Origin of the sequence: Tenacibaculum soleae (assembly GCF_030549005.1) — a bacterium.
GTDB classification, from domain to species: Bacteria; Bacteroidota; Bacteroidia; order Flavobacteriales; family Flavobacteriaceae; genus Polaribacter; species Polaribacter soleae.
This window is the reverse complement of the sequence record NZ_JAUOSW010000002.1, coordinates 26,634-51,031: the sequence shown is the minus strand read 5'-3', so window position 1 is coordinate 51,031 and position 24,398 is coordinate 26,634. Positions and strand designations below refer to the sequence as shown.

Below are 24,398 nucleotides of genomic sequence, written 5' to 3'. Positions count from 1 at the left end.
TCTATTAACCTATGTTTACAATTAAAAAAACAAAGTGAAATTTTATGTAAAAACATTAATTATTATGTGCTTCTATAAAATGAACCTATTATTTTATAATTTAGCTTTTTTAAATTTTATTAATTTTTGAGATATTTTATTGAGTTAGCATACAAAGGAAAAAACTATCATGGTTGGCAAATACAACCTGATGCTATTTCTGTACAAGAAAAAATAAATACAGCAATCAGTACCGTTTTAAGGCAAAACATATCTATTACCGGTGCAGGAAGAACAGACACTGGTGTACATGCATCTCAAATGTTTGCTCATTTCGATACCGATACTCTTTTAACTGAAAAATTTGCCTTTAGATTAAATGCCCTTTTACCTGATGATATTGTAATATTTAACATTAAATTAGTCCATAATGATGCTCATGCTCGATTTGATGCTAATAGCAGAAGTTATGAGTATAAAATTTGGCTTGGTAGAAATCCGTTTTCATTAGACACTTCTTGGCAATTGTATAATAAAAAATTAAATATAGATTTAATGAATCAAGCAGCTTCTATTTTATACAAACATGAAGATTTTGAATGTTTTTCGAAAGTAAAAACAGGTGTTTATACTTTTAATTGTAGTATAACCAACGCTCAATGGATTGTAAAGGGTAACGAGTTAACGTTTTATATCACAGCTAATCGATTTTTAAGGAACATGGTTAGAGCAATTGTTGGTACACTAATAGATGTCGGACTTGGAAAAACCAGTATCAATGAATTTCAAAATATTATAAAAAGTAAAAACAGAAGCAATGCTGGAACTTCTGCCCCTGCCAAAGGATTATTTTTAACAGCCGTAACTTATGATTATATATAGTGAGTAAAACAACAGGAAACGCATTTGACATTAAAATTTTTGTACGACTTATGAGTTTTGCAAAAAAATACCGTTTACGATTCGGTATCGCAGCTATATCAACCATACTTTTAGCTGCTTTTGCTGTTTTAAGTCCTGTTATTTTAATGACAGCTATTGATGATTTTGTTGCCCATAAAGACTTAACTCGATTACTATATTATACAATAACTATGTTGGTTATTTTACTAATACAAGTATTATTTCAGTTTAGCTTTATATACTACGCCAATTGGGTTGGCCAACATATTATTAAAGATATTAGAGCCAAAACTTTTCGAAAAATAATGGCATTTAAAATGAGTTATTTCGATAATTCATCTGTTGGAAAATTAGTAACTCGAGTTGTTTCTGACATAGAAACCATAGCTAATTTTTTTACCCAAGGTGTTTTTATGATTATAAGTGATATCTTAAAAATGATTATTGTAATTATTGTAATGTTATACACTAATTGGAAACTAGCTATTATAGCACTTGCAACATTACCTGTTTTAATTTATGCCACTAAAATTTTCCAAATTGCTATAAAATCAACTTTTCAAGATGTACGAAATCAAGTAGCAAATCTTAACGGATTTGTACAAGAAAGAGTAACTGGGATGAAAATTGTACAACTTTTTAATCGTGAAAAAATAGAATACAAAAACTTTGTATCAATTAACGACAAACACAAAAAAGCACACGTAAAAACAGTTTGGTATTACTCTATATTTTTTCCTATTGCCGAAATACTATCCTCTATTGCCATTGGCTTAATTGTATGGTACGGTGGCTTGCAAGTTGTAGAAGATAGTACTATTACTGTTGGTGCTATTATTGGTTTTATCAAAATGTCGCAAATGTTATTTAGACCACTTCGTCAAATTGCAGATAAATTTAACCAACTTCAAATGGGAATTGTAGCAGGAGAACGTGTTTTTAATGTAATTGACACCGAAAGCTCTATTTCAAAAAAAGGAACAATTAACACAAGCTCTTTAAAAGGAAGTATTATTTTTAAAGATGTACACTTTAGTTATATAAAAGATGAAGAAGTTTTAAAAGGCATCAACTTTGAAGTAAACAAAGGAGAAACTATTGCAATTGTTGGTGCCACTGGTGCAGGGAAATCAACCATCATAAATTTAATTAATCGTTTTTATGAAATTGACAGTGGTAGTATTTGTATAGATAATATTGCTATTGAAGATTACGAAATTAATGCGTTACGAAAAAAAGTTGCAGTTGTTTTACAAGATGTTTTTTTATTTTCAGACACCATTTTTAATAATATAACTCTAAAAAACAACAACATTTCTTTAGACGAAGTTAAACTAGCCGCTAAACAAATTGGTATTCATGAGTTTATTATGAACCTACCTAACAACTATCATTATAACGTTAAAGAACGTGGTGGTATGCTTTCATCTGGACAGCGACAATTAATCGCTTTTCTACGTGCTTATGTTAGCAAACCGAGTATTTTAATTTTAGATGAAGCAACCTCATCTGTAGACACTCACTCTGAACAGATGATTCAGTATGCCATAGACAAAATTACTAAAAACAGAACTTCAATAGTAATTGCTCATCGACTAGCTACAATTAAAAAAGCTGATACCATTATTGTCATGGATAAAGGAAACATTGTTGAACAAGGGAATCACAATAAACTTTTAAAGAAAAACAACGGTTATTATAAAAATTTATACGAAAAGCAATTTAGTTCTGAAATTAGCTCTTAAATTATTTGTTTAGGTCACTCAAAATGATACTTTTGTAGTTATCAATCAAAAATTAAAAATTTTAAAAAAATGAAAAAAGTAATTTTAACTATGTGTGTTGCTGGTGCCTTATTAGCAACTTCTTGTAAAAACGCTAAAGAAGAAACTAAAGACGTTACTGTTGAAGCTGTTGAAACGGCAACTGACAAAGCTGAAGAAGCTACAACTAAAGCTGTTGAAACAACTGAAGCTGCTGCCAAAGAAGCTACTGAAGCTGTTAAATCTGCACTTGAAGGTGTTACTATCCCAGAATTTAAAGACCCTAAAGTTGGAGAGTACTTAAAGTCTTACTCTGAATACGCTAAAGCTTATATCGATGCTAAAGGTGATGTTTTAAAGAACACTGAATTAGCAACTAAAGCTACTGAATTAGCAACTAAAGCTGGTGAAATCACTGGTTCTTTAGATGCTGAAGCTGCTGTAAAATTTAACGAAGTAATGACTGCTATTCAATCTAAAATGGCTCCAGCTAAATAATTTTAGCTTTATAAAATTAAAAAGCTCGCAATTGCGAGCTTTTTTTATGCTGTTAAATCTTTTTGCAATTTCACAAATAAGTCATCTGGTGTTTTATACAATACAAATTCACCATTATTTATGTATGATATCTCTCCTGTTTCTTCTGAAACCAATAAACAAATAGCATCCGTTTTTTCTGTAACACCAATTGCAGCTCTATGTCTTAATCCAAAACGAGCCGGTATTTTTGTACTATCAGAAACAGGCAAAACTACACGAGTAGCGATTATAAAATTGTCACGAATAACTGTTGCCCCATCATGTAAAGGACTATTCTTATAAAAAATACTTTCTAAAATAGCTTCATTTACCAAAGCATTCATTTTATCTCCAGTATTAATTAAAAAATCTAAATTATTTGTTTTTTCAATTACCAACAAAGCGCCTGTTCTGGTTTTAGACATACTCCTACAAGCTTTTAAAATTGTTTCAACATCAACTTCTGAATTAGCTTCTGTTTTCATAAAATTTAATTGATTTAAAAAACCTCTTTTTGTTGAAAAATTAGTAGTACCTATCATCAATAAAAATTTTCTAATTTCTTGCTGAAAAACAATAATTAACGCAATAACTCCACCGGAAAGTAAATATCCTAAAATACCACTTAACATTTCCATATGAAGTGCTTGGGTTATTTTCCAAATTAAAAAAATTAGCGTAATTCCTATAACAATATTAATAGCAACAGTACCTTTTAACAGCTTATATATGTAATACAACAAAACAGCTACTAAAATAATATCAAGTACATCTAGAAACGAAAAATCAATAAAATCTAAATTCATTAATTACTTTTAGAGTTTTAGTAAATGTAATCATTTTATCGTAATTGTGCTACAATCTTAACTGCTTCGACCGCCTCCTTTACATCATGAACCCTTAAAATATTAGTCCCATTTAACAATGCAACTGTGTTAGCAACTGTAGTTGCATTTAAAGCTTTTTGAGGAGTAATGTCAAGTAAATTATATAACATTGATTTTCTAGAAACGCCTGTTAAAATTGGTAACTCTAAATTTTTAAATAACGACAACTTATTTAACAACTCGAAATTATGCACTCCTGTTTTACCAAACCCAAAACCAACATCAATAATAACATCGTTTACTTTTAACTGGCGTAATTTTAGCAATTGCGAGGCAAAAAACGAAGTAACCTCAGTTACAATATCTTTATAAACAGGATTTGTTTGCATGTTTTGAGGAGTACCTTGCATGTGCATCATAATATATGGCACCTGTAATTTTGCCACAACGTCAAACATTTCTTCATCCATATTTCCACCAGAAATATCGTTAACCAACGCCGCCCCTGCATTGATAGCCTTATTTACAACATTGCTTCGAAATGAATCTACCGAAATAATAATTTCAGGAAAATGCTTTATCAATAATTCAATTACTGGTACAATCCTTTGTATTTCTTTTTCTTCTAAAACATTTTCTGCTCCTGGTCTTGATGAATACGCTCCAACATCAATAAATGTAGCTCCTTCATTTAGCATTTTTTCAGTTTGAGTAAGAATGGTCTTCTTATTCTTATACTTTCCTCCATCAAAAAAAGAATCTGGAGTTATATTTAAAATCCCCATTACTTTTGGAGAGGTAAGGTCGATTAATGTTCCTTTGCAATTAATTGTCATTATCATAAATTTCTAAGTAAAAATAAATGAAAAGCTTTTAATATTTACTATTTTTGATGGATTACTTTTAAATAAAAAAGATGCAAAACACATCCAAACAATATGATGTAGTAGTAGAAGAATGTAGTAGTTTGTTTATAAAAAAGATGAGCGACTACGGTAGTGCATGGCGAATTTTAAGGCTTCCATCACTAACCGATCAAATTTTTATAAAAGCACAACGCATCCGTCAGTTACAAGAAAACACAGAACGTATGGTTGATGAAGGCGAAAAATCAGAGTTTATTGGTATAATTAACTATTCAATAATGGCTTTAATTCAATTAGAATTAGGAGTTGCTGACCAACCAGATTTGAATACAGCAGAAGCCACTTCTTTATATAATAAACATATAAAAATAACCAAAGAGCTGATGCTAAATAAAAACCACGATTATGGTGAAGCTTGGAGAGATATGAGAATCTCATCATTAACCGATTTAATTTTACAAAAGTTACTTCGCGTAAAACAAATTGAAGATAATCATGGAAAAACTTTGGTATCTGAAGGAATTGATGCAAATTACCAAGATATGATTAATTATGCTATTTTTGCTTTAATTCATCACTCAGAATTAGACAGTTAACCTTAAACCCCAAAAAATGATTTTAAAACTTTTAACGCACATTTCAAGAGTATTAGTTGGACTTTTATTTATCTATTCAGGATTTGTAAAACTCGTAGACCCTATTGGATCACAATATAAATTTCAAGAATATTTTAGTGAGGGCGTATTAAATATGGAGTTTTTAATCCCATACACACTACCTTTTGCTATACTTTTAATTATATCTGAATTAGTTTTCGGTGTAATGCTTTTGGTTGGCTACAAACCCAAACTTACCGTATGGAGTATTTTTAGCCTTAACTTAGTATTCTTATTTTTAACCTGGTACTCGTATACTTATAACAAAGTTACAGACTGTGGATGTTTTGGTGATGCTTTAAAACTTACACCTAAAGAAACTTTTTATAAAAATGTAGTATTTATGGTTTTTATTGTTATTCTAATTTTCGGTTTAAAACACATCAAACCTTTACTTTCTGAAAAGCTTGGCGCTATAAAAACATACGGAACCATATTAGTTTCATTATTTATTACTTATTATGTATTAAATCATTTACCGATTATTGATTTTAGAGCATACTCAATAGGAACTGATATTGCTGAAGGAATGAAATACCAAGAAGATAGTGATGAAGTTCCTCCTATTCATGATTTTATGATTGAAACAGATGAAAACGGAGACCAATTAGAAAACATGCTTGCTAAAGACAAAGCAATGCTTGTTATCATGTACAATTTTGATAAAACAGAAAAAGGAGGTATTGCTGCAATTTCTAAAACCGCTGCAAATGCCAAAGCAAAAGGGTACGAAATTTATGTTTTAACTGCTTCTTACATTGAAGATTTAGCGGCAACTCAAAAAGAATTCAACCTACCATATACCTTTGGTTTTTGTGACGAAACTGCTTTAAAAACTGTTATTAGAGCAAATCCGGGAATTGTTACGGTTGAAAAAGGAATTATCGTAGGCAAATGGAATTGGACAGATGCCGAAGACGTTATTTTAAAATAACCTCGCTTTATAATATTCACACAATAAAACCTCACATAATTGTGAGGTTTTATTATTTTAGCAAAGACATGAAACAACTATTACTCGTTTTTATTGGTGGCGGTTTTGGAAGCATTTTAAGATTCTTAATAGGAAAAACTTTAAACAACACGCAAACAGGAATTCCTTACGGAACTTTTACCGCAAATATTTTTGGAAGCTTGCTTATTGGTATCATTTTAGGTTTAGCTGCCAAAAACGAAGCCTTGTCTCAAAATAACACATTACTACTCGCAACAGGTTTTTGTGGCGGATTTACCACATTTTCAACCTTTGCTTATGAAAATCATATATTTTTAAAATCTGGAGATTTCACTTCGTTTGCCCTATATACAATCGCAAGTTTTGTTCTCGGTTTTTTAGCTGTTTTTATCGGAATATACCTTATCAAATTTATTTAAATCATGAACAAATTAGTACAATATACATCAAAAGACAACTACGCAATCATTACCCTTTTTAACGGTAAAGTAAATGCAATTTCACACGAAGTAATAGACACCTTAAACTCTTTATTAGATAAAGCTGAGCAAGAGAAAAAAATAGTAATCTTAACTGGTCAATCAGGAATGTTTTCTGCTGGTTATGATTTAAAAAGCATGACTGCATCACCTGAATCTGCTTTAGAGTTAGTTACCAAAGGGTCAAAACTATCACACAGAATGTTATCGTTTCCGCTTCCTATTATTACTGCTTGTTCTGGACATGCAATTGCTAAAGGAGCTTTTTTATTACTTTCAGCAGATTACAGATTGGGTACCGAAGGTGATTTTAAAATAGGATTAAACGAAGTGATGATTGGAATGACCATGCACAATGCTGGTATTGAAATAGCCAAAGCCCGTTTAGCTCCTGTTTATTTTGAACGCAGTGTAAACAATTCTGAAATTTACAACCCAAAAGATGCTATTACCGCAGGGTTTTTAGACAAAATTGTTCCAGAAAACCATCTATTACCAACGGCTATTAAAATTGCCGAAATGTTTTCTTCTTTAAATCCCAAAGCACATGCTGCAACCAAATTAAAAGTTAGAAAAAATTATTTAACTTCATTAAAAGAAGCTATTCAACAAGACCTTTTAGAGGGATTACATCCTCCTATTAAATAAAAAAAGCCTGCTAATAGCAGGCTTTTTTTATTATTTTTTATATGCCATTACTCCCGCCTCAACTTCTATATCTAAATAATTATCTCGCGGTGTAATAGGGCAAGAATACCGATCACTATAAGCACAATAAGGGTTATAAGCTTTATTAAAATCGATTACAATAGTTCCTGCTTTACTTTCATCTGTAGTCAATACATCAATAAAACGACCTCCTTCATAAGATGTTTTTCCATTTGTTTTATCAAAAAAAGGTAAAAACAAATTGTTTTCATAAGTCAATTCTGGGTTCACATCTTTATAAATAGACAACTCAAAACTTTGTTTATCTATCGTAAAAGAAATCACCCCATATTTTTCGTAAATCGCTACCCTATCAGTTGTCGTTGGAAAATTAAATGTAGGCGCATCAGGGGTTTTTACAATTTTTGCTGTTACCCTATATTTATCATCAATCTTAAAAAAAGATAATCCTTTAAAATTTTTCAAATCTTTTTTTGTTAAAGGAGATTTGGAAGCGTCTTTAAAATCTGCATTCATTTCCCTTTGAAAAAGGGATTCCCCCACAACCTTTCTTTTTGCGTCATTACTACATGATTGAATAACAGCTATAATAATTATGATAAAAATTCTCTTCATCTAATAAAATAATACTTTTACCTTTTTAAAAGGTGCTTACCTCTATAATTCCTCGCATCAAAAATACTTTATTCTTAATAATTTTACCTTATCAAATATTACATTATTAGTAAAAACAATGTTATTTGTTAAAATTATATTAAGAAATTTGAAATATTCACAAAAAATTATTACATTTAGCTTAATAGATTATAACTATAGTTGATAAAAAAGTAAATTTTAACACTAATTTACCATATAAAGAAAAATTATAAATAAATAAAACAAATTGATTGTTTTATTATAGGTTAACAAAAAGATTAATATATATTTGCTGCCCATTTATTTTATAATTTAACTGTTTCTTACGCAAGACGCAAGAATCAATTAAACGTAATCTAAAAGATAATTTAATTAAATATAAGTAGGTATTTTATGAATTCAGAATTAATTAGTAAAGCAGACGAATTTGAGCACAGGAAATTCAAGTTTATTACTACTAGTGATAGAATATTAGCTTCAAGAGAGGTAAAATCTTTAATCCTAGAGATAAACGAAGTATATAAAGAAACTAAAGATAGCGAATTAATGGACGCTATGAAACGATTAACAGTTGTAAAACAACGAATCGAAAAAAGATTAAAAGGAAAACCTTTGACTGCTTAAGTATAAGGTACAATAAATAATATTTTTGTTCGTTTACAATTAAAGTTACAGAATAGTTTATACTATTCGAACACTATTTATTCTTGATAAAAGTTCTAGCACAACGCTAGAACTTTTTCTTTTTCAACTTTATTTTCTACAAACTGACCATTTGCACTCTCTAAAACATGATTTTTTTCATACAAAAAAACACTCAGCCCCTTCAAAAAACACGCTATTTTAACAAACCTATAAAAATATAAAAATATTTTACCTCTCTAAAAACAACCCTATACCTATACAAATCAAACAATTAACAAAACCCCCAAAAATAAGCTGTAATTTTATTTCAAAAAAAACTTGCCACATTCAAAAAAGCTTGTATATTTGCATCGCTTTAAAAAAGCAAAAAGCCGATGTAGCTCAGCTGGCTAGAGCAGCTGATTTGTAATCAGCAGGTCGGAGGTTCGAGTCCTCTCATCGGCTCAAAAATAAAAAGCGCTAACTCAAGTTAGCGCTTTTTTTATGCGCATATTTTCCTAAATTTGCCTTGTAACTCATCTTTAACATAATTTAATGAAAAATATATTTGTAATCGGTATTGCTGGCGGAACTGGAAGTGGGAAAACAACCGTAGTAAATCAAATAATAAATGAACTCCCTCAAGATGAAGTTTGCGTAATCTCTCAAGACTCTTACTATAATCAAACCGATAATTTAAACTACGAGCAGCGTACTAAAATAAACTTTGACCATCCAAGAGCTATCGACTTTGAATTATTAGTAAAGCATTTAAGTGATTTAAAAAGCGGTAAAATAATAGAGCAACCTATTTATTCTTTTGTAGCTCATAACAGAACGAAAGACACCATAAAAACACACCCTAGAAAAGTTATTATTATTGAAGGTATCTTAATCTTTAACAGTAAAGAGTTAAGAAATCTTTGTGATATTAAAGTGTTTGTACATGCAGATGCGGATGAACGACTAATAAGGAGGGTACGCAGAGATATTAAAGAAAGAGGTAGAGATATTGATGAAGTTTTAAGCAGATATCAAAACACCCTAAAACCAATGCACCAACAATTTATTGAACCCACAAAAAATTATGCCGACATTATTATACCTAACGATAAACACAACACTGTAGCCATAGATATTGTTAGAACCGTAATTAGCGACCGTTTATAATTATGAATTTAAAATCAATAAAAAACAAACCTTCTTTTAAAATAGCAACCAACATTTATGTTGTTATTTTAACCGTATTCGTTATTTGGATGCTTTTTTTTGATGAAAATTCGTACCTTACCCATAGAGAGTTCAATAAGGAAATAGACGAATTAGAAGTTTGGATCGATTATCACAAAAACAAAATTGATAAAGACAAAAAAACAATTAAAAGGTTACAAGACTCTCTTCAGTTAGAGCGTTATGCTCGTGAAAAGTATTTCATGAAAAAAAAAGATGAAGATATTTATATTATCGAATTTGACACCATACATAAATAATGAACACATACTTATTTAATGATTTCAGAGAAACAACGGCTGCTGAATGGAAACAAAAAATTCAGGTAGATCTTAAAGGCGCAGATTACAATAGCACTCTTTTATGGAAAACAGATGAAGGCATTACCGTAAAACCTTTTTACACAAAAGAAGACCGCACGCAATTAAAAATAAAAACACCTAAAAAAGGATTTACGATTTGCCAATCTATCTATGTTGAAAACGAAGAAAAGGCAAACTTATTTGCAATCGATTCTTTAAAAAGAGGTGCAAAGTCAATTGAATTTAAAGTAAAAAGCAAATTCAACTACAAGGTTCTTTTAAATAATTTAGATTTAAAAAACACTTTACTTTACTTTAATTTAAAATTTTTAGATTCAAAATTTACTATTGACCTATCTAACTTCATAAACTCAAAAAACTGCTATTTTAACATTGATATTTTAGGCAATTTAGTCAATACTGGTAATTGGTTTAGTAACTTAAAAAACGACCACGAAGAATTAAAAAAAATTATCAACACTACAGATAACTCAATTTGCGTTAACACTTCTGTATATCAAAACGCAGGAGCCAATAACACACAGCAATTAGCTTATGCTCTTGCACATGCAAATGAATATTTAAATCATTTTGGAAGTGAAACAGCACCTAAAATTCACTTTAATTTTTCTGTAGGAAGCAATTATTTTTTTGAAATAGCAAAACTAAGAGCTTTTAGACTTTTATGGCAATCTCTTTTAACAGAATATGAAGTAAAAGATAATACAACACACATATTTACACAACCAAGCTTACGAAACAAAACATTATATGACTATAATGTAAACATGTTACGAACAACATCAGAATGTATGAGCGCTGTTTTAGGCGGAGCTGATACTGTTAGTAATATTTCTTATGATGATATTTTTCACACTTCAAATGAGTTTGGTGAGCGCATTTCAAGAAATCAATTACTAATCCTACAACAAGAAAGTGAATTATCGGAAGCTCAAAACTTTGCTGACGGAGCCTATTATATCGAATCAATTACACAACAACTAGCTCAAAATGCCTTAGAGATTTTTAAATCTATCGAAAAAGGTGGCGGGTTTTTAAAACAATTGAAAGAAGGTATTATTCAACGAAAAATCAAAGAAGCAGCTGAAAAAGAACAAAAAAAGTTTGATAACGGCGAAATCGTTTTATTAGGAACCAACAAACTACAAAACGATAAAGATACGATTAAGAATGATTTAGAAATTTTCCCATTCGTAAATATCAGAACAGAAAAAACACTCATACAACCAATCATTCAAAAACGATTAGCTGAAAAGCTTGAACAAGAACGCTTAGAAAATGAGTAGAAAAGATCTTTCCAACATACAATTAAGTCAAAATAAAAAATCAACAGTTAACAATAAACAACATGAAGATTTTATTGCAGGAATTGCGCCAAATTTACGCGGACCTTACTCAACAATGTATGTTCGTAGACCTTGGACAATTCGTCAATATGCAGGATTTTCAACTGCCGAAGAAAGTAATGCCTTTTACCGTAGAAATTTAGCTGCTGGCCAAAAAGGACTTTCTGTTGCGTTTGATTTAGCAACACATCGTGGTTATGATTCTGATCATAAACGCGTGCAAGGAGATGTCGGTAAAGCTGGAGTCGCAATTGACTCGGTTGAGGATATGAAAATATTGTTTGATCAAATTCCACTAGATAAAATGTCGGTTTCAATGACTATGAACGGAGCCGTTTTACCAATTCTTGCTTTTTATATTGTTGCCGCCCAAGAACAAGGCGTTGCCCCTGAATTACTTTCAGGAACCATTCAAAACGATATATTAAAAGAATTTATGGTGCGTAACACCTATATTTACCCACCTACTCCATCAATGAAAATTATTGCGGATATTTTTAAATACACTTCTGAAAATATGCCAAAATTTAATTCAATTTCAATTTCTGGTTACCATATGCAAGAAGCTGGTGCTACAGCCGAAATTGAATTAGCATACACATTAGCTGACGGGTTAGATTATATTAAAAAAGGATTAGAAGCAGGAATGGATATTGACACTTTTGCACCTAGACTTTCATTTTTCTGGGCAATTGGAATGGATCATTTTATGGAAATAGCCAAAATGAGAGCAGCAAGAATGTTGTGGGCAAAAATTGTAAAACAATTCAATCCTAAAAACCCAAAATCGTTAGCCTTACGAACACACTGTCAAACAAGCGGATGGTCTTTAACAGAACAAGATCCGTTTAACAATGTAGCTCGCACAACAATCGAAGCCATGGCAGCCGCTTTTGGAGGAACCCAAAGTTTACACACCAATGCTTTAGACGAAGCGATAGCTTTACCTACTGATTTTTCAGCACGTATTGCTCGTAACACTCAAATATATTTACAAGAAGAAACGCATATTACAAAAACCGTTGATCCATGGGCAGGAAGCTACCATGTAGAACAACTTACCGAAGATATTACCAACAAAGCTTGGGAATTAATTAAAGAAGTTGATGAATTAGGCGGAATGACCAAAGCCATTGAAAAAGGTATACCCAAAATGCGTATTGAAGAAGCTGCTGCTAAAAAACAAGCTAAAATTGACAGCGGACAAGATGTAATTGTTGGCGTAAATAAATATCAATTAACAAAAGAAGATCCTTTACATATTCTTGAAGTTGACAACGAAGCTGTTCGACTATCACAAATTGAAAGATTAAATGATATAAAAGCTAAGAGAAACCAAGAAAAAGTTACAAACGCTTTAGCCGAGTTAACTAAATGTGCAAAAACCAATAACGGCAATCTATTAGCTTTAGCAGTAGAAGCCGCTAAAAACAGAGCTACTTTAGGTGAAATATCTGATGCTTTAGAAAATGTTTTTGGCAGACATAAAGCAGTTCACAAAACCATATCTGGCGTGTATAGTAAAGAAATAAAAGATGACAAATTATTTAAAAAAGCAATCGAATATGCAGATAAATTTGCCAAATTAGAAGGGCGTAGACCAAGAATAATGATTGCGAAACTAGGGCAAGACGGCCACGACAGAGGCGCTAAAGTTGTTGCTACTGGTTATGCTGACTTAGGTTTTGACGTAGACATAGGCCCTTTATTTCAAACACCACAAGAAGCCACCAAACAAGCTATTGAAAATGATGTTCATATTTTAGGAATTTCATCATTAGCTGCAGGTCACAAAACTTTAGTTCCTCAAGTAATTGGCGAATTAAAAAAATACGGTAGAGAAGATATTATGGTTATTGTGGGTGGAGTAATACCGGCTCAAGATTACCAATATCTATTTGACGCAGGAGCCGTAGGTGTTTTTGGCCCTGGAACAAAAATTGCACAAGCCGCCATTGACATGCTAACTATTTTAATTGATAGTACAGAAGAATAAAAAATATGGAAATAAAATTTATCGATAGAAAATCAGGAAACATTATTAACGAAACACCTCCTGGCGAAACATTTTTAAAACTACTATACAACAATCCGTTTGGTAAAATGGCTATTTTACCTATAGCAAAACGTAAATTTTTATCTGCTTGGTATGGTAAAAAAATGAACAAACCATCTTCTGTAAAAAAAATAAAAGGTTTTGTAAAGCAACTAAATATAGATATCGATGAAGCTGAAAAATCGATTTCTGAGTTTACTTCTTTTAACGACTTTTTTTACCGAAAACTAAAGCCAAATGCACGCCCAATTGAAAATGGATTTGTTTCTCCTGGAGATGGTAAAATGTTAGCTTTCGAAAATATTGCTGATATTCATAATTTTTTTATTAAAGGACGAAAATTCACCTTAAAAGAGTTTTTAGGAGATGATGTTTTGGCTGAAAAACATAAAAATTCTTCTCTAATCATATTAAGATTAGCCCCAAACGATTATCATCGATATCATTTTCCTACAAATGGAACCCCTTCAATAATGACAAAAATTAAGGGCGATTATTTTTCTGTTTCGCCTTACGCCCTAGCTTCAAATTTCACAAAAGTTTTTTGCGAAAACAAACGCGAATACTGCATTTTATCATCCAAAGAAAAAGGAGAAATTATTGTAGCACCTGTTGGAGCAACAATGGTTGGTAGTATCATAGAAACATATAATGCTAACACCCCTATAAATAAAGGTGATGAAATGGGGTATTTTGCCTTCGGCGGATCAACAATTGTATTATTAGTTGACAAAAATAAATTAACAATTGATGCTGACATTTTAAAAAACACTAAAAATCGTATTGAAACATTTGTTAAAATGGGAGAAAAAATAGGAATTTAACCTATTTATTTTAACGTTTTATTTCTTTAAAAAGCGTCAAAATTACAAACTTATTAAGACATTAATCCGTAAATTTGCGAAGTTTTACACTTAGCAGTTTTACAGATGAAAAAAATCTTAGACACACTTTACTCAACCCGCTTAACAGCTGTATTATTTTTGATATTCGCTATAGCTATGGGAGTAGCAACTTTTATAGAAAATGACTTTGGAACACAAACTTCTAAAGCCTTAATTTACAACACTTGGTGGTTTGAATTAATTATGGTTTTCTTTGTTATCAATTTTTTTGGTAATATTTTTAGGTACCGTTTGTATAAAAAAGAAAAATGGGGGGTTTTACTTTTTCACGCTTCATTTTTATTGATTTTAATTGGCGCAGGCGTTACACGCTACATAAGCCATGAAGGAATTATGATTATTGATGAAGGAGAAACTACCAATACTTTTTTTTCAGACATTAACTACTTAAACGTTGTTATTGACAATAATGAGTTTCAAAAAGAAACGAATAACAAATTATTACTTTCTGCTTGGGGAAGCAATACTGCCAATTTCACAGAAACTTTTCAACCTAAAAAAGATGGAAAGCAACATGAGGTTTCTTTTAAACTAATTGACTACATTCCGTGGTCTGAAAAAAAACTTGTTTTAGATGAAAATGGGGTTGAATATTTATTTTTAGTTGAAAGTTCAAGCGGAAGCAGACATGAACATTATATAAAAAGAGGTACTACTCAAAATATTCATAATATACTAGTAAGCTTTGATGTTCCTGAGAAAAATGCTTCGGTTAACTTTTATTACGATGAAGGTAATCTAAAAATGATTTCTAAAAATAACGGAGATTGGCTTAGAATGGCAGACCAAAAAAGAGGTCAAATTGTAAAAGATAGTGCGCAGCATTTTCAATTCTTAACACTTCATACTATTAACGGCTTACAGTTTGTAATTCCAAAATCTCCTGAAAAAGGAATTATGAAAACATTGTCTGGAAAAAAAGATAATAAAAAATACGATACTGTTATTTTTGACGTAACAACTAACAATAAAACTGAAAGAGTTGAACTTTATGGTGGTCAATTTAATGTTGATAATGTTGAAGAATTTAGCATTGGCGATTTAAATTTTAGAGCATGGTATGGTGCTAAAAAGCGACACACACCTTTTAATGTTAAATTAAATGATTTTCAACTAGAAAAATATCCTGGATCTGAAAGTGCTGCAGCTTACGCTAGTGAAATTACCGTTATAGACAAAGATGAAACCTTTGATTTTAGGATCTTTATGAATAATATTTTAGATTATAGAGGTTATAAATTATTCCAATCTAGTTATAAAATTGATGGAGACCATGAGCAGACACATCTATCTGTAAACCATGATTTTTGGGGAACTTGGATTACCTATATTGGCTACTTCTTATTATTTTTTGGTTTAACATGTATTTTATTTATTAAAAATACTCGTTTTGATGATTTAAAAAAATCATTAGAAAAGATTAAAGCCAGAAAAGCTAAATTATCTGTAATTGTATTTTTATTTTCTCTTGGTTCTTTTGCGCAACAGCATGAGTCACACCAACCAAAACAACTTTCAGAAACTCAAATAGATTCTATTTTGATTAGCAACAAAGTAGATGACAAACATGCTGCTTTATTTAGTTCTTTAGTTATTCAAGATGCTGGAGGAAGAATGAAACCAGCACATACTTTTGCTTCTGAATTAGTTAGAAAAGTAGCACATAGTAATAAATTTAAAGGTCTTGACCCTAGTCAAATTTTACTTTCTATTACTGAAACTCCAATGCTATGGTTAAATGTTCCTTTTGTGTATTTAGAAAAAGGAAACACGCAAATTAGAGAAACTCTAGGTGTTCATAAAGATACCGAATATGCTCGTTTTATTGATTTTTATAATAAAGATGGCTCTTCTAAAATTAGCAAATTAGTTGTTGAAGCTGAAAAGAAAAGGATTCAAAATAAATTTGAACAGGATGCTATTAAAATTGAAAGAAGAGTTTGGTTATTATCACAAGCTTTAGGTGGCGGTATGCTACGTATTTACCCTATTCCTAATGACGAAAATAATAAGTGGGTGTCACAACCAGAAACATCGCAAGCCAATTTTAAAGGTACTGACTCTGTGTTTGTTCGTCAATCACTACCTGTATACTTACAGCTACTTCAAGCTTCAAAAAAATCTGGAGATTACACGGAAACTAACAAAGTTTTAGACGGAATTAAAAAATTTCAACGAAAGTTTGGCGCTGATGTAATCCCTTCAAAAGATAAAGTAGATTTAGAAATAGCCTATAATAAATTAAATATTTTTGTCAAACTTTCTAAATACTACGGATATGTTAGCTTGCTTTTAATTGTTTTTGTTTTCCTTCAAATATTCAACAATAAAAGCTGGATTAACTCTGTTGTAAAAGTATTAATCGGTATTGTTATTTTCTTATTTATTTTTCATGTACTAGGATTAACAGCTCGTTGGTATATTAGTGGAAACGCTCCTTGGAGTAACGCTTATGAGTCTATTATTTTTGTTGGTTTGGCTACCATGCTATTTGGGTTAATACTTGGAAAAAAATCTTCACTAACTATCGCCGCTACTACATTTTTAGTTTCTATAATTTTAATGTTTGCGCATCAAAACTGGTTAGATCCAGAAATTGCAAACCTTCAACCAGTATTAAACTCTTGGTGGTTATACGTACATGTTTCTATTATTGTTGCTGCTTATGGCCCTTTCTTTTTAGGAATGATTCTTGGAGTATTTGCTTTATTCTTAATGGCTTTTACTAACAATAAAAACAAAAAGAAAATGGATTTACATATTAAGGAATTGACTATAATTAATGAAATGGCCTTAACAGTCGGTTTAGTAATGTTTACCATCGGTAACTTTTTGGGCGGAATGTGGGCTAACGAAAGCTGGGGTCGTTATTGGGGCTGGGACCCTAAAGAAACATGGGCCTTAGTATCTATAATGATATACTCTTTTGTATTGCACATGCGATTGATTCCTGGCTTACGAGGAAAATATACGTTTAATTTAGCATCCATCTTGGCTATTTCATCTATTATGATGACTTACATGGGTGTAAACTTTTATTTATCTGGACTACACTCATACGCAAGTGGAGACAAGGTGGTTACTCCAACATCTGTATATTTCTCTCTTATCTTTGTGCTTGTTCTAGGAATATTCGCTTGGATTAAATATAAAAAATATTACAAAAAATAAAAATTCAATTATTTTAATAGAAAAATGTATTTTTACATGCTTCTACAAAAAAACAAAATATGTTCAATAAAAATATAAAATTAGGATTAGCAGCAATTATAACCTTATGGGCTATTTATGAGTTTACTCAGGCTCATATAATGAATGGAATATCAATTCTTTTACTAGCAGGTCTTTTCGTATTTTTTTACTTTAAAAACGAATTCATTTTGCTAGCTTTTTTACAATTACGTAAACAAAATTTTGAAGGTGCTAAAAAATGGTTAAATTATATTAAAAATCCTTCAACTGCATTAATCCAAAAACAAGAAGGTTATTATAATTACTTACAAGGAATTATGTTAAGTCAAACTAACATAACTCAAGCTGAAAAGTTTTTGCGTAAAGCTGTTAAACTAGGTTTATCTATGGACAATGACTTAGCAATGGCTAAATTACAATTGGCAGGAATTGCAATGACTAAAAGAAGAAAACGTGAAGCTACTAATTTAATGACTGAGGCAAAAAAATTAGATAAGCACGGCATGCTTAAAGAGCAAATGCAAATGATGAAAAAACAGATGAGTAAAATTTAATGATTTTAATTGCTGACGGAGGCTCAACTAAAGTAGATTGGATAGCACTTGATAAAGATAGTAAAAAGGAACTTTTTAGAATCACATCACAGGGTTTAAACCCTGTTGTTGTTAAAGAGCCTGAACTAATTAACAGACTTTACGAAATAACAGAAATTTATCAAAGCAGGTTAAAAATTACAGAAATTTACTTTTACGGTGCAGGCTGTGGTTCTGAACAGTCCGTCAAAAAGTTAAACACCGTTTTAATATCTGTTTTTAAAAAAGCTAAAATAACAATTAAAGAAGATATTTTAGCTGCTGCCTATTCTTGCGCTATCACTAAACCATCTATAATTTGTATTTTAGGAACAGGATCAAATAGTTGTTACTATGATGGTACGACTATAACAAAAATAAATCCATCCTTAGGTTATAGTATCATGGATGAGGCTAGCGGAAATTATTTTGGCAAACGTTTACTTAGAGATTATTATTACAATAAAATGCCTATAAAATTAGCTACACAATTTAAAAAAAAATTTAATCTTGATATTGATGTTGTTAAAAGTAATTTATATAACAAACCTAATCCGAACATGTACTTAGCAACATTTTCTAAATTTATGTTAGACTATCAGGATGAGTATTACATTAAGAGGTTAATTAAAAAAGGATTTAAAAAGTATTTAAAATACTATGTACTTCCTTATAAGAAAAACACGGGTACCCCTATTTATTTTGTTGGTTCAATTGCCTATTATTTCAAGAATATTTTAATCAATGTTGCAAAAAAAAACAACCTCTTTATTACTGACATAATACAACGGCCAATTGACAACCTTGTTAAATTTCATCAAATAAATAAAATTTAGCAAACATCTAATATTTGCTCTAAAGCCATTCCTCTGGACCCTTTAACTAAAATCAGACTATCTTTTATAGGGTTATTTAATAAATATTTTTTTAACGCTTCAATATTTATAAATTTATAATGATTAGTAGTTGTTTTGTTAAAATTTGCTCCTACAAAAAACAAATTATTTAGTTTTGAATTCATCGTTAAATCAACTATACTTTGATGTTCTTTATTACTGTAATCACCTAATTCAAACATATCTCCTAAAATAATTGTTTTATTCTTTGAATTAATATTATCAAAACTTTTTAAGGCCGCCCTCATGCTTGTTGGATTTGCATTATAAGCATCAAGTATAATCCTATTTTTTTTTGTTTTTATAAGCTGTGATCTGTTGTTTGAAGGAATATAATTTTCTATTGACTCTTTAATATACTTTTTATTTATTTTAAAATAATCTCCAATTGTTATAGCTGCTGCAAGGTTGAAAAAATTATACTCCCCTATTAAATTACTTTGTATTTCTGTATTTTTAAAGAACAATTTAACAAAAGGGTTTACTTCATCAAAAACGATTGATTTATTAAAAAAAATAGTGTTAGCGTTTTTTGTTTTTTCTATTTGAATTGGGTCTTTAGGGTTCACAAAAATTTTTTTCCCGTTGATAATTAAAAAATCATACAATTCAGATTTTGCTTTAACAACCCCTTCTATTGAGCCAAAACCTTCTAAATGTGCACTCCCAAAATTTGTAATATAACCAAAATCAGGGTTGGAAACTTCAGATAAAAAAGCTATTTCTTTAGGGTGATTTGCTCCCATTTCAACAATACCAATCTCCGTTTTATCTGTCATTGATAACAATGTTAAAGGTACTCCTATATGATTATTTAAATTACCTTTAGTTGCTGTGATTTTATATTGTGAAGACAAAACTGCTTTTATTAACTCTTTTGTAGTTGTTTTACCATTACTTCCTGTTAAAGAGACAATAGGTATCCGTAACATGTTTCTATGATAAGTAGCTAGTTTTTGTAAGGTTTTCAACACATTGTCTACTAGTATTGTTCTTTTAGATGATACATACTCAATCTCATCAATTATAGCATAGGCAGCACCCTTTAACAATGCTTCTTCTGCAAATTTATTTCCATTAAAATTTTCTCCCTTTAAAGCAAAGAAAATAGTGTTTCTTCTAATATTTCTGGTATCAGTATCAACTAAACCATGCTGCATATATAATTTATATAAATCGACTATCTCCATCCTGTAAAAATAAAAAAACCTCATTGAATTTCAATGAGGTTTTATATTGATTGTAATAATTATTTTACTTAGCTGTATCTGGCATAGCACTTTTCCTCTTGTTTAGCATCATTGGCCCCATTTTGTCTGTAGCACACCTAAATCCTATAAAGTTAGTTGCCATATATTCTGGAAAATATCTTCTTTGTGCTGGATCTAACCAATATTCTCTATCTGCCCAAGAGCCACCTTTATAAACACGTGATTTATCACTAACAAGCGTTGTTCTTCTTTTATCATCATATTTATAATTATTAATTGGGTTCCCTAAAGTATCTCTTTCTGCTTCAGGTTTTTGAGGTGAATTATACATTCTTGAAGCACTGCTTAATTGATCTTTATCTAATTCATAGTCTTTTGAAGATGCTTGATCTCCATCTCCTAAACTTGAATTATTTGCCAAATTATAATTTCTTCTCATATAAGTATCTTCTTTTGTAATAGGAATGTACTTTACGCTACCAGGTAAATCTTTTGGAACAATTCTTCCATTTTCTAAAGTATCATACTCTACCTCTCCTACTTCATCTCCAACAATAACTACTTTACCGTTCTGATCAATTAACTTTTTAGTAAATACATTTCCTCTAAAGTAATTAAAATCATTGGCTTCTGAATCTATAATTGGACGATATACATCTTCTACCCATTCAGCAACATTCCCTGACATATCATATAGACCAAAAGCATTTGGAGGATAACTTCTAGCTGCGTTAGGAATATCAGACCCATCACTACTCCAACCTGCAATACCACTATAATCTCCTTTACCTTGTTTAAAGTTTGCTAATTGATCTCCTCGTCTTCTTTTATCTCTATCTCGAGTATATTTACCGTCCCATGAATATTTTTTTCTACCACGTATGTTATTATATTCACGATTTTCAAATACAGCCTTTGCAGCATACTCCCATTCAACCTCAGTTGGCAACCTGAATTTTTGGGCCAAGATACCATCAGAAGAAGTTACTTGTCTTCCTGAAAACTTGTCTTTTTCTGGTTTAGGCTCTCCTTTTTTTCTTGGTATTGGAATTCCTTTTTTATAAATTGTTGAATCTCCATCAAACAATGCGTATGGATTTGTCAAATAAGTATCTGTATCAAAATTATTTTTCCCTCTAAAACTCAGTGAGTCTTCTTTAAAAATATTTTTAATTACACCTTTATCCATTAAAATTTTTAAATTCACAGCATTTGTTCGCCATTTACAGTATTTATTTGCCTGTAACCAACTAACTCCTACTACTGGATATTCAGCATAAGACGGATGTCTTAAGTAGCTTTCTGACAATAAATTAGTATTACCTAATCCTTTTCTCCAAACTAGAGTATCTGGTAAAACTGAGTGGTAGATATTTTTAAATTGTGGTTCTTCTGGTGGAAATATATCTTTGGTATACTGCATAAACAGTCCATATTCAGCATTAGTAACCTCTGCTTCATCCATATAAAAAGAACGAACATGCATTTTTTGGGGGGTTGTGTTCCAATCAAACATTACGTCATCTTGTACTAATCCCATTGTAAAACTTCCTCCTTCGATATGTACCATACCAGGAGGTACTTCTTTACCATTTTTATCTTCTCCTTTAATATAACCTCCATAATTTGGGTCATTAAAATTCCAACCTGTTAATGAAGATTTACTTGAACTACCACTTCTATTGCTCTTGCAAGAGACAACAATTAACGAAGTAACAATTAACAAACTAAGTAGTTTTAATGTGCTTTTCATGTATTTTTAACTATTTTAAGGGTGGCGCAATTTACAATATTTATAACTCCTTACAACTAATTTCTTTATAAAATGACATGTAAAAACTTGTCTTTGCAAGATTAAAAACGTTCATTTTTTAAGTTTAGTATTACGAATCTAAGAAAAAGATTAAATATTTACCATTAAAAATACATTATTTTATTCTACAATATCAACAACTTTTGCTAGAGTTTTTCTAAAAAAAATCATTTTACCATAATATTTACGCTGTTCTATCGTTTAGTTTACTGATTAAAAAACGAATAACTTTAGCATTTTTTTAAGAAAACTCTATATTTGCTAAACTAACTATCAAATTTTTACATGAAAAAATTAACTTTTTTTTTGTTTTTTGTATGTTTTGCCCTTCAAACCAAAGCACAAATTACAACAGCAACCCCTTTTTTGCTAGTATCATCTGATGCTCGCGCTGGAGGTATGGGAGATGTAGGTGTAGCAACATCTGCTGATGCATTTTCAATTTTTCATAACCCTGCTAAAACTGTTTTCAATCAAAATAAAATAAGTGTTGGTTTAAATTACACACCTTGGTTACGTAATTTAACCGATGATATATTTGTTGGAAATGTTTCTTATGTAAATAGGTTTAAAGAAAAAGCTGCTTGGGGAGTAGACATTAAATATTTTTCTCTAGGTCAAGTAGACTTAACCGATACTGATGGAACAAGTACAGGAACACAAAACCCTAACGAGTTTGCTATTACAGGTATCTACTCGATGAAGTTAAGTGAAAAATTCTCAATGGGAATTGGTTTAAAATATATCAATTCCAATATTGATGTTAATGACAGTAGTATTAAAGCTGTCAACTCATTTGCAGTTGATATTTCTGGTTATTATCAGTCAGATGAAGAGAATTACGGTAATTTTAATGGACGTTATCGCTTAGGGTTTAATATTGCAAACATAGGACCTAAAGTTGAATATACTCCTGGTGAAGAAAATTTTATTCCTACAAATGCTAAAATTGGTGGAGGTTTCGATTTTATACTAGATAGTAATAATATTATTGGTCTTAATTTAGAATTCACAAAACTATTAGTTCCTTCAAGCGGAGCTGCATCTTCAAGAAGCTGGTTTGAAGGAATGTTTACTTCTTTAGGTGATAGAAGTTTTAGTGAAGAGCTAAAAGAAACAACTTGGGCTTTAGGTGCAGAATATTTATATGATAATGCTTTTGCCCTTAGAGCTGGTTATTTTCATGAAAGTGAAGAGAAAGGGTTAAGACAATTTTTAACATTAGGTGCTGGTTTTACAACTCAGGCCCTTAATTTAGATTTATCATATCTAATAAACACATCCGCAATAAACAACCCTTTAGAAAACACTTTACGTTTTTCTTTATCTTTTGATTTAGGAGAAATTTACGAAGATTATTAAAATATAATTTTTTTTTAATAAATTCGTATATACAAATACAAAAGCAGTCTGTTTAGACTGCTTTTTTTGACCAATACTATTTCTTTATGGAAAAAATAGAATTTAAAGCTTCTGCTACGGTATACAATAATGTAACCGAATTAAGTGAAGAAGATAAAATATTAATGGATAAAGCTATTGAAGCTAGAGCAAAAGCCTATGCACCTTACTCAAAATTTAGTGTTGGTGCTGCTTTTTTATTAGAAAACGGGAGTATTGTTTTGGGTAACAATCAAGAAAACGCTGCCTATCCATCTGGCATGTGTGCCGAAAGAGTGGGAGTTTGGAAAATAGGCTCTGAATTTCCAGGTGTAAGAATTAAAAAATTAGCAATTTCTGCTGCTTCTGAAAACACAATCGTTGATAAACCGGTTGGACCATGTGGCGCATGTAGACAAACTTTATCCGAATATGAAATTAACCAAAAAGAACCAATAGAAGTTTTTTTTATGGGAGAAATTGGTAAAATCGTAAAAACAAATTCGTTACTATCTTTACTTCCGTTTTCATTTGACAGTTCGTATTTGTAACTCTATATTTTTGAGTAAAAAAAACGCTGTTTTTTTTTAAATAAATA

General features: G+C 30.6%; 23 protein-coding genes and 1 tRNA gene. 19 read left to right on the top strand and 5 right to left on the bottom strand.

The features are described from left to right. Positions 1–126 precede the first annotated feature (126 nt). The 3 genes from truA (at position 127) to Q4586_RS02570 (ending at position 3,143) form a co-directional block, all read left to right on the top strand. Positions 127–861, top strand: a complete 735-nt coding sequence (truA, locus tag Q4586_RS02580; RefSeq protein WP_303526067.1) for a tRNA pseudouridine(38-40) synthase TruA — start codon at positions 127–129, stop codon at positions 859–861. Positions 862–911: 50 nt separating this feature from the next. Further along, on the top strand, positions 912–2,627 hold the full coding sequence (locus tag Q4586_RS02575; RefSeq protein WP_303526065.1) for an ABC transporter ATP-binding protein: 1,716 nt from the start codon (positions 912–914) through the stop codon (positions 2,625–2,627). A 69-nt stretch (positions 2,628–2,696) separates the two neighbouring features. Next, complete coding sequence (locus Q4586_RS02570) at positions 2,697–3,143, top strand: hypothetical protein (RefSeq protein ID WP_303526063.1); 447 nt, start codon at positions 2,697–2,699, stop codon at positions 3,141–3,143. A 44-nt stretch (positions 3,144–3,187) separates the two neighbouring features. On the opposite strand, the gene cdaA is transcribed toward Q4586_RS02570, so the two are convergent. Continuing rightward, a complete protein-coding gene (gene cdaA, locus Q4586_RS02565; protein ID WP_068704686.1) occupies positions 3,188–3,970 on the bottom strand; it encodes a diadenylate cyclase CdaA in 783 nt (260 codons plus the stop codon). Positions 3,971–4,005: 35 nt separating this feature from the next. Beyond that, positions 4,006–4,827, bottom strand: coding sequence for a dihydropteroate synthase (folP, locus tag Q4586_RS02560; RefSeq protein WP_303526060.1), 822 nt, complete (start codon positions 4,825–4,827; stop codon positions 4,006–4,008). 80 nt (positions 4,828–4,907) lie between these two features. Between folP and Q4586_RS02555 the strand changes: the two genes are divergently transcribed. From Q4586_RS02555 to Q4586_RS02540, 4 genes are all read left to right on the top strand, one after another. Then, a complete protein-coding gene (locus Q4586_RS02555; RefSeq protein ID WP_068704690.1) occupies positions 4,908–5,453 on the top strand; it encodes a DUF1599 domain-containing protein in 546 nt (181 codons plus the stop codon). 16 nt (positions 5,454–5,469) lie between these two features. Next, positions 5,470–6,447: a DoxX family protein gene (locus tag Q4586_RS02550; protein WP_303526052.1), complete on the top strand. Its 978-nt coding sequence runs from the start codon at positions 5,470–5,472 to the stop codon at positions 6,445–6,447. Between the two features lie 68 nt (positions 6,448–6,515). Next, complete coding sequence (gene crcB / locus Q4586_RS02545; protein ID WP_068704694.1) at positions 6,516–6,887, top strand: fluoride efflux transporter CrcB; 372 nt, start codon at positions 6,516–6,518, stop codon at positions 6,885–6,887. A 3-nt stretch (positions 6,888–6,890) separates the two neighbouring features. Further along, entirely contained in the window at positions 6,891–7,595 is a 705-nt protein-coding gene (locus Q4586_RS02540) for a crotonase/enoyl-CoA hydratase family protein (protein WP_303526047.1), read from the top strand. 30 nt (positions 7,596–7,625) lie between these two features. Here the strand turns inward: Q4586_RS02540 and Q4586_RS02535 are convergent, their stop codons facing one another. After that, positions 7,626–8,231 carry a DUF1684 domain-containing protein gene (locus Q4586_RS02535; RefSeq protein ID WP_303526046.1) on the bottom strand — a complete coding sequence of 202 codons (606 nt, stop codon included), beginning with the start codon at positions 8,229–8,231 and terminating at the stop codon, positions 7,626–7,628. A gap of 414 nt (positions 8,232–8,645) precedes the next feature. Here Q4586_RS02535 and Q4586_RS02530 point away from each other — a divergent pair, with 414 nt between their 5' ends. From Q4586_RS02530 to Q4586_RS02485, 10 genes are all read left to right on the top strand, one after another. Continuing rightward, positions 8,646–8,876, top strand: coding sequence for a hypothetical protein (locus Q4586_RS02530; protein ID WP_068704700.1), 231 nt, complete (start codon positions 8,646–8,648; stop codon positions 8,874–8,876). Between the two features lie 391 nt (positions 8,877–9,267). Beyond that, positions 9,268–9,341 (top strand) — tRNA-Thr (locus Q4586_RS02525). Positions 9,342–9,440: 99 nt separating this feature from the next. Continuing rightward, complete coding sequence (udk, locus tag Q4586_RS02520; protein ID WP_068704841.1) at positions 9,441–10,046, top strand: uridine kinase; 606 nt, start codon at positions 9,441–9,443, stop codon at positions 10,044–10,046. A gap of 2 nt (positions 10,047–10,048) precedes the next feature. Beyond that, complete coding sequence (locus Q4586_RS02515) at positions 10,049–10,366, top strand: FtsB family cell division protein (RefSeq protein WP_303526044.1); 318 nt, start codon at positions 10,049–10,051, stop codon at positions 10,364–10,366. Next, the gene (locus Q4586_RS02510) at positions 10,366–11,715 is read left to right on the top strand and encodes a methylmalonyl-CoA mutase subunit beta (protein WP_303526042.1); all 1,350 of its coding nucleotides are present in this window, start codon (positions 10,366–10,368) and stop codon (positions 11,713–11,715) included. Before Q4586_RS02515 ends, Q4586_RS02510 begins: the two co-directional genes overlap by 1 nt. Beyond that, positions 11,708–13,771: a methylmalonyl-CoA mutase gene (scpA, locus tag Q4586_RS02505; RefSeq protein WP_303526039.1), complete on the top strand. Its 2,064-nt coding sequence runs from the start codon at positions 11,708–11,710 to the stop codon at positions 13,769–13,771. The genes Q4586_RS02510 and scpA overlap by 8 nt, the downstream gene beginning before the upstream one ends. Before the next feature lie 5 nt (positions 13,772–13,776). Beyond that, complete coding sequence (locus Q4586_RS02500; protein ID WP_303526036.1) at positions 13,777–14,655, top strand: phosphatidylserine decarboxylase; 879 nt, start codon at positions 13,777–13,779, stop codon at positions 14,653–14,655. A gap of 105 nt (positions 14,656–14,760) precedes the next feature. Continuing rightward, entirely contained in the window at positions 14,761–17,907 is a 3,147-nt protein-coding gene (locus tag Q4586_RS02495; RefSeq protein ID WP_068704708.1) for a cytochrome c biogenesis protein CcsA, read from the top strand. A 59-nt stretch (positions 17,908–17,966) separates the two neighbouring features. After that, positions 17,967–18,482 (top strand): hypothetical protein, encoded by a 516-nt coding sequence (locus Q4586_RS02490; protein ID WP_068704710.1) that lies wholly within the window; start codon positions 17,967–17,969, stop codon positions 18,480–18,482. Further along, positions 18,482–19,336, top strand: coding sequence for an N-acetylglucosamine kinase (locus Q4586_RS02485; RefSeq protein ID WP_068704712.1), 855 nt, complete (start codon positions 18,482–18,484; stop codon positions 19,334–19,336). The genes Q4586_RS02490 and Q4586_RS02485 overlap by 1 nt, the downstream gene beginning before the upstream one ends. On the opposite strand, the gene Q4586_RS02480 is transcribed toward Q4586_RS02485, so the two are convergent. Both Q4586_RS02480 and gldJ read right to left on the bottom strand, forming a co-directional pair. Next, positions 19,333–20,586, bottom strand: coding sequence for a UDP-N-acetylmuramoyl-tripeptide--D-alanyl-D-alanine ligase (locus Q4586_RS02480; protein ID WP_068704714.1), 1,254 nt, complete (start codon positions 20,584–20,586; stop codon positions 19,333–19,335). The two genes, Q4586_RS02485 and Q4586_RS02480, sit on opposite strands and share 4 nt — an antisense overlap. A 64-nt stretch (positions 20,587–20,650) precedes the next feature. Next, positions 20,651–22,360: a gliding motility lipoprotein GldJ gene (gldJ, locus tag Q4586_RS02475; RefSeq protein WP_068704716.1), complete on the bottom strand. Its 1,710-nt coding sequence runs from the start codon at positions 22,358–22,360 to the stop codon at positions 20,651–20,653. Positions 22,361–22,705: 345 nt separating this feature from the next. Between gldJ and porV the strand changes: the two genes are divergently transcribed. Together porV and Q4586_RS02465 are read left to right on the top strand one after the other, a co-directional pair. After that, the gene (porV, locus tag Q4586_RS02470) at positions 22,706–23,782 is read left to right on the top strand and encodes a type IX secretion system outer membrane channel protein PorV (protein WP_068704718.1); all 1,077 of its coding nucleotides are present in this window, start codon (positions 22,706–22,708) and stop codon (positions 23,780–23,782) included. An 86-nt stretch (positions 23,783–23,868) separates the two neighbouring features. Further along, positions 23,869–24,351 (top strand): cytidine deaminase, encoded by a 483-nt coding sequence (locus Q4586_RS02465; protein ID WP_303526030.1) that lies wholly within the window; start codon positions 23,869–23,871, stop codon positions 24,349–24,351. Positions 24,352–24,398 lie beyond the last annotated feature (47 nt).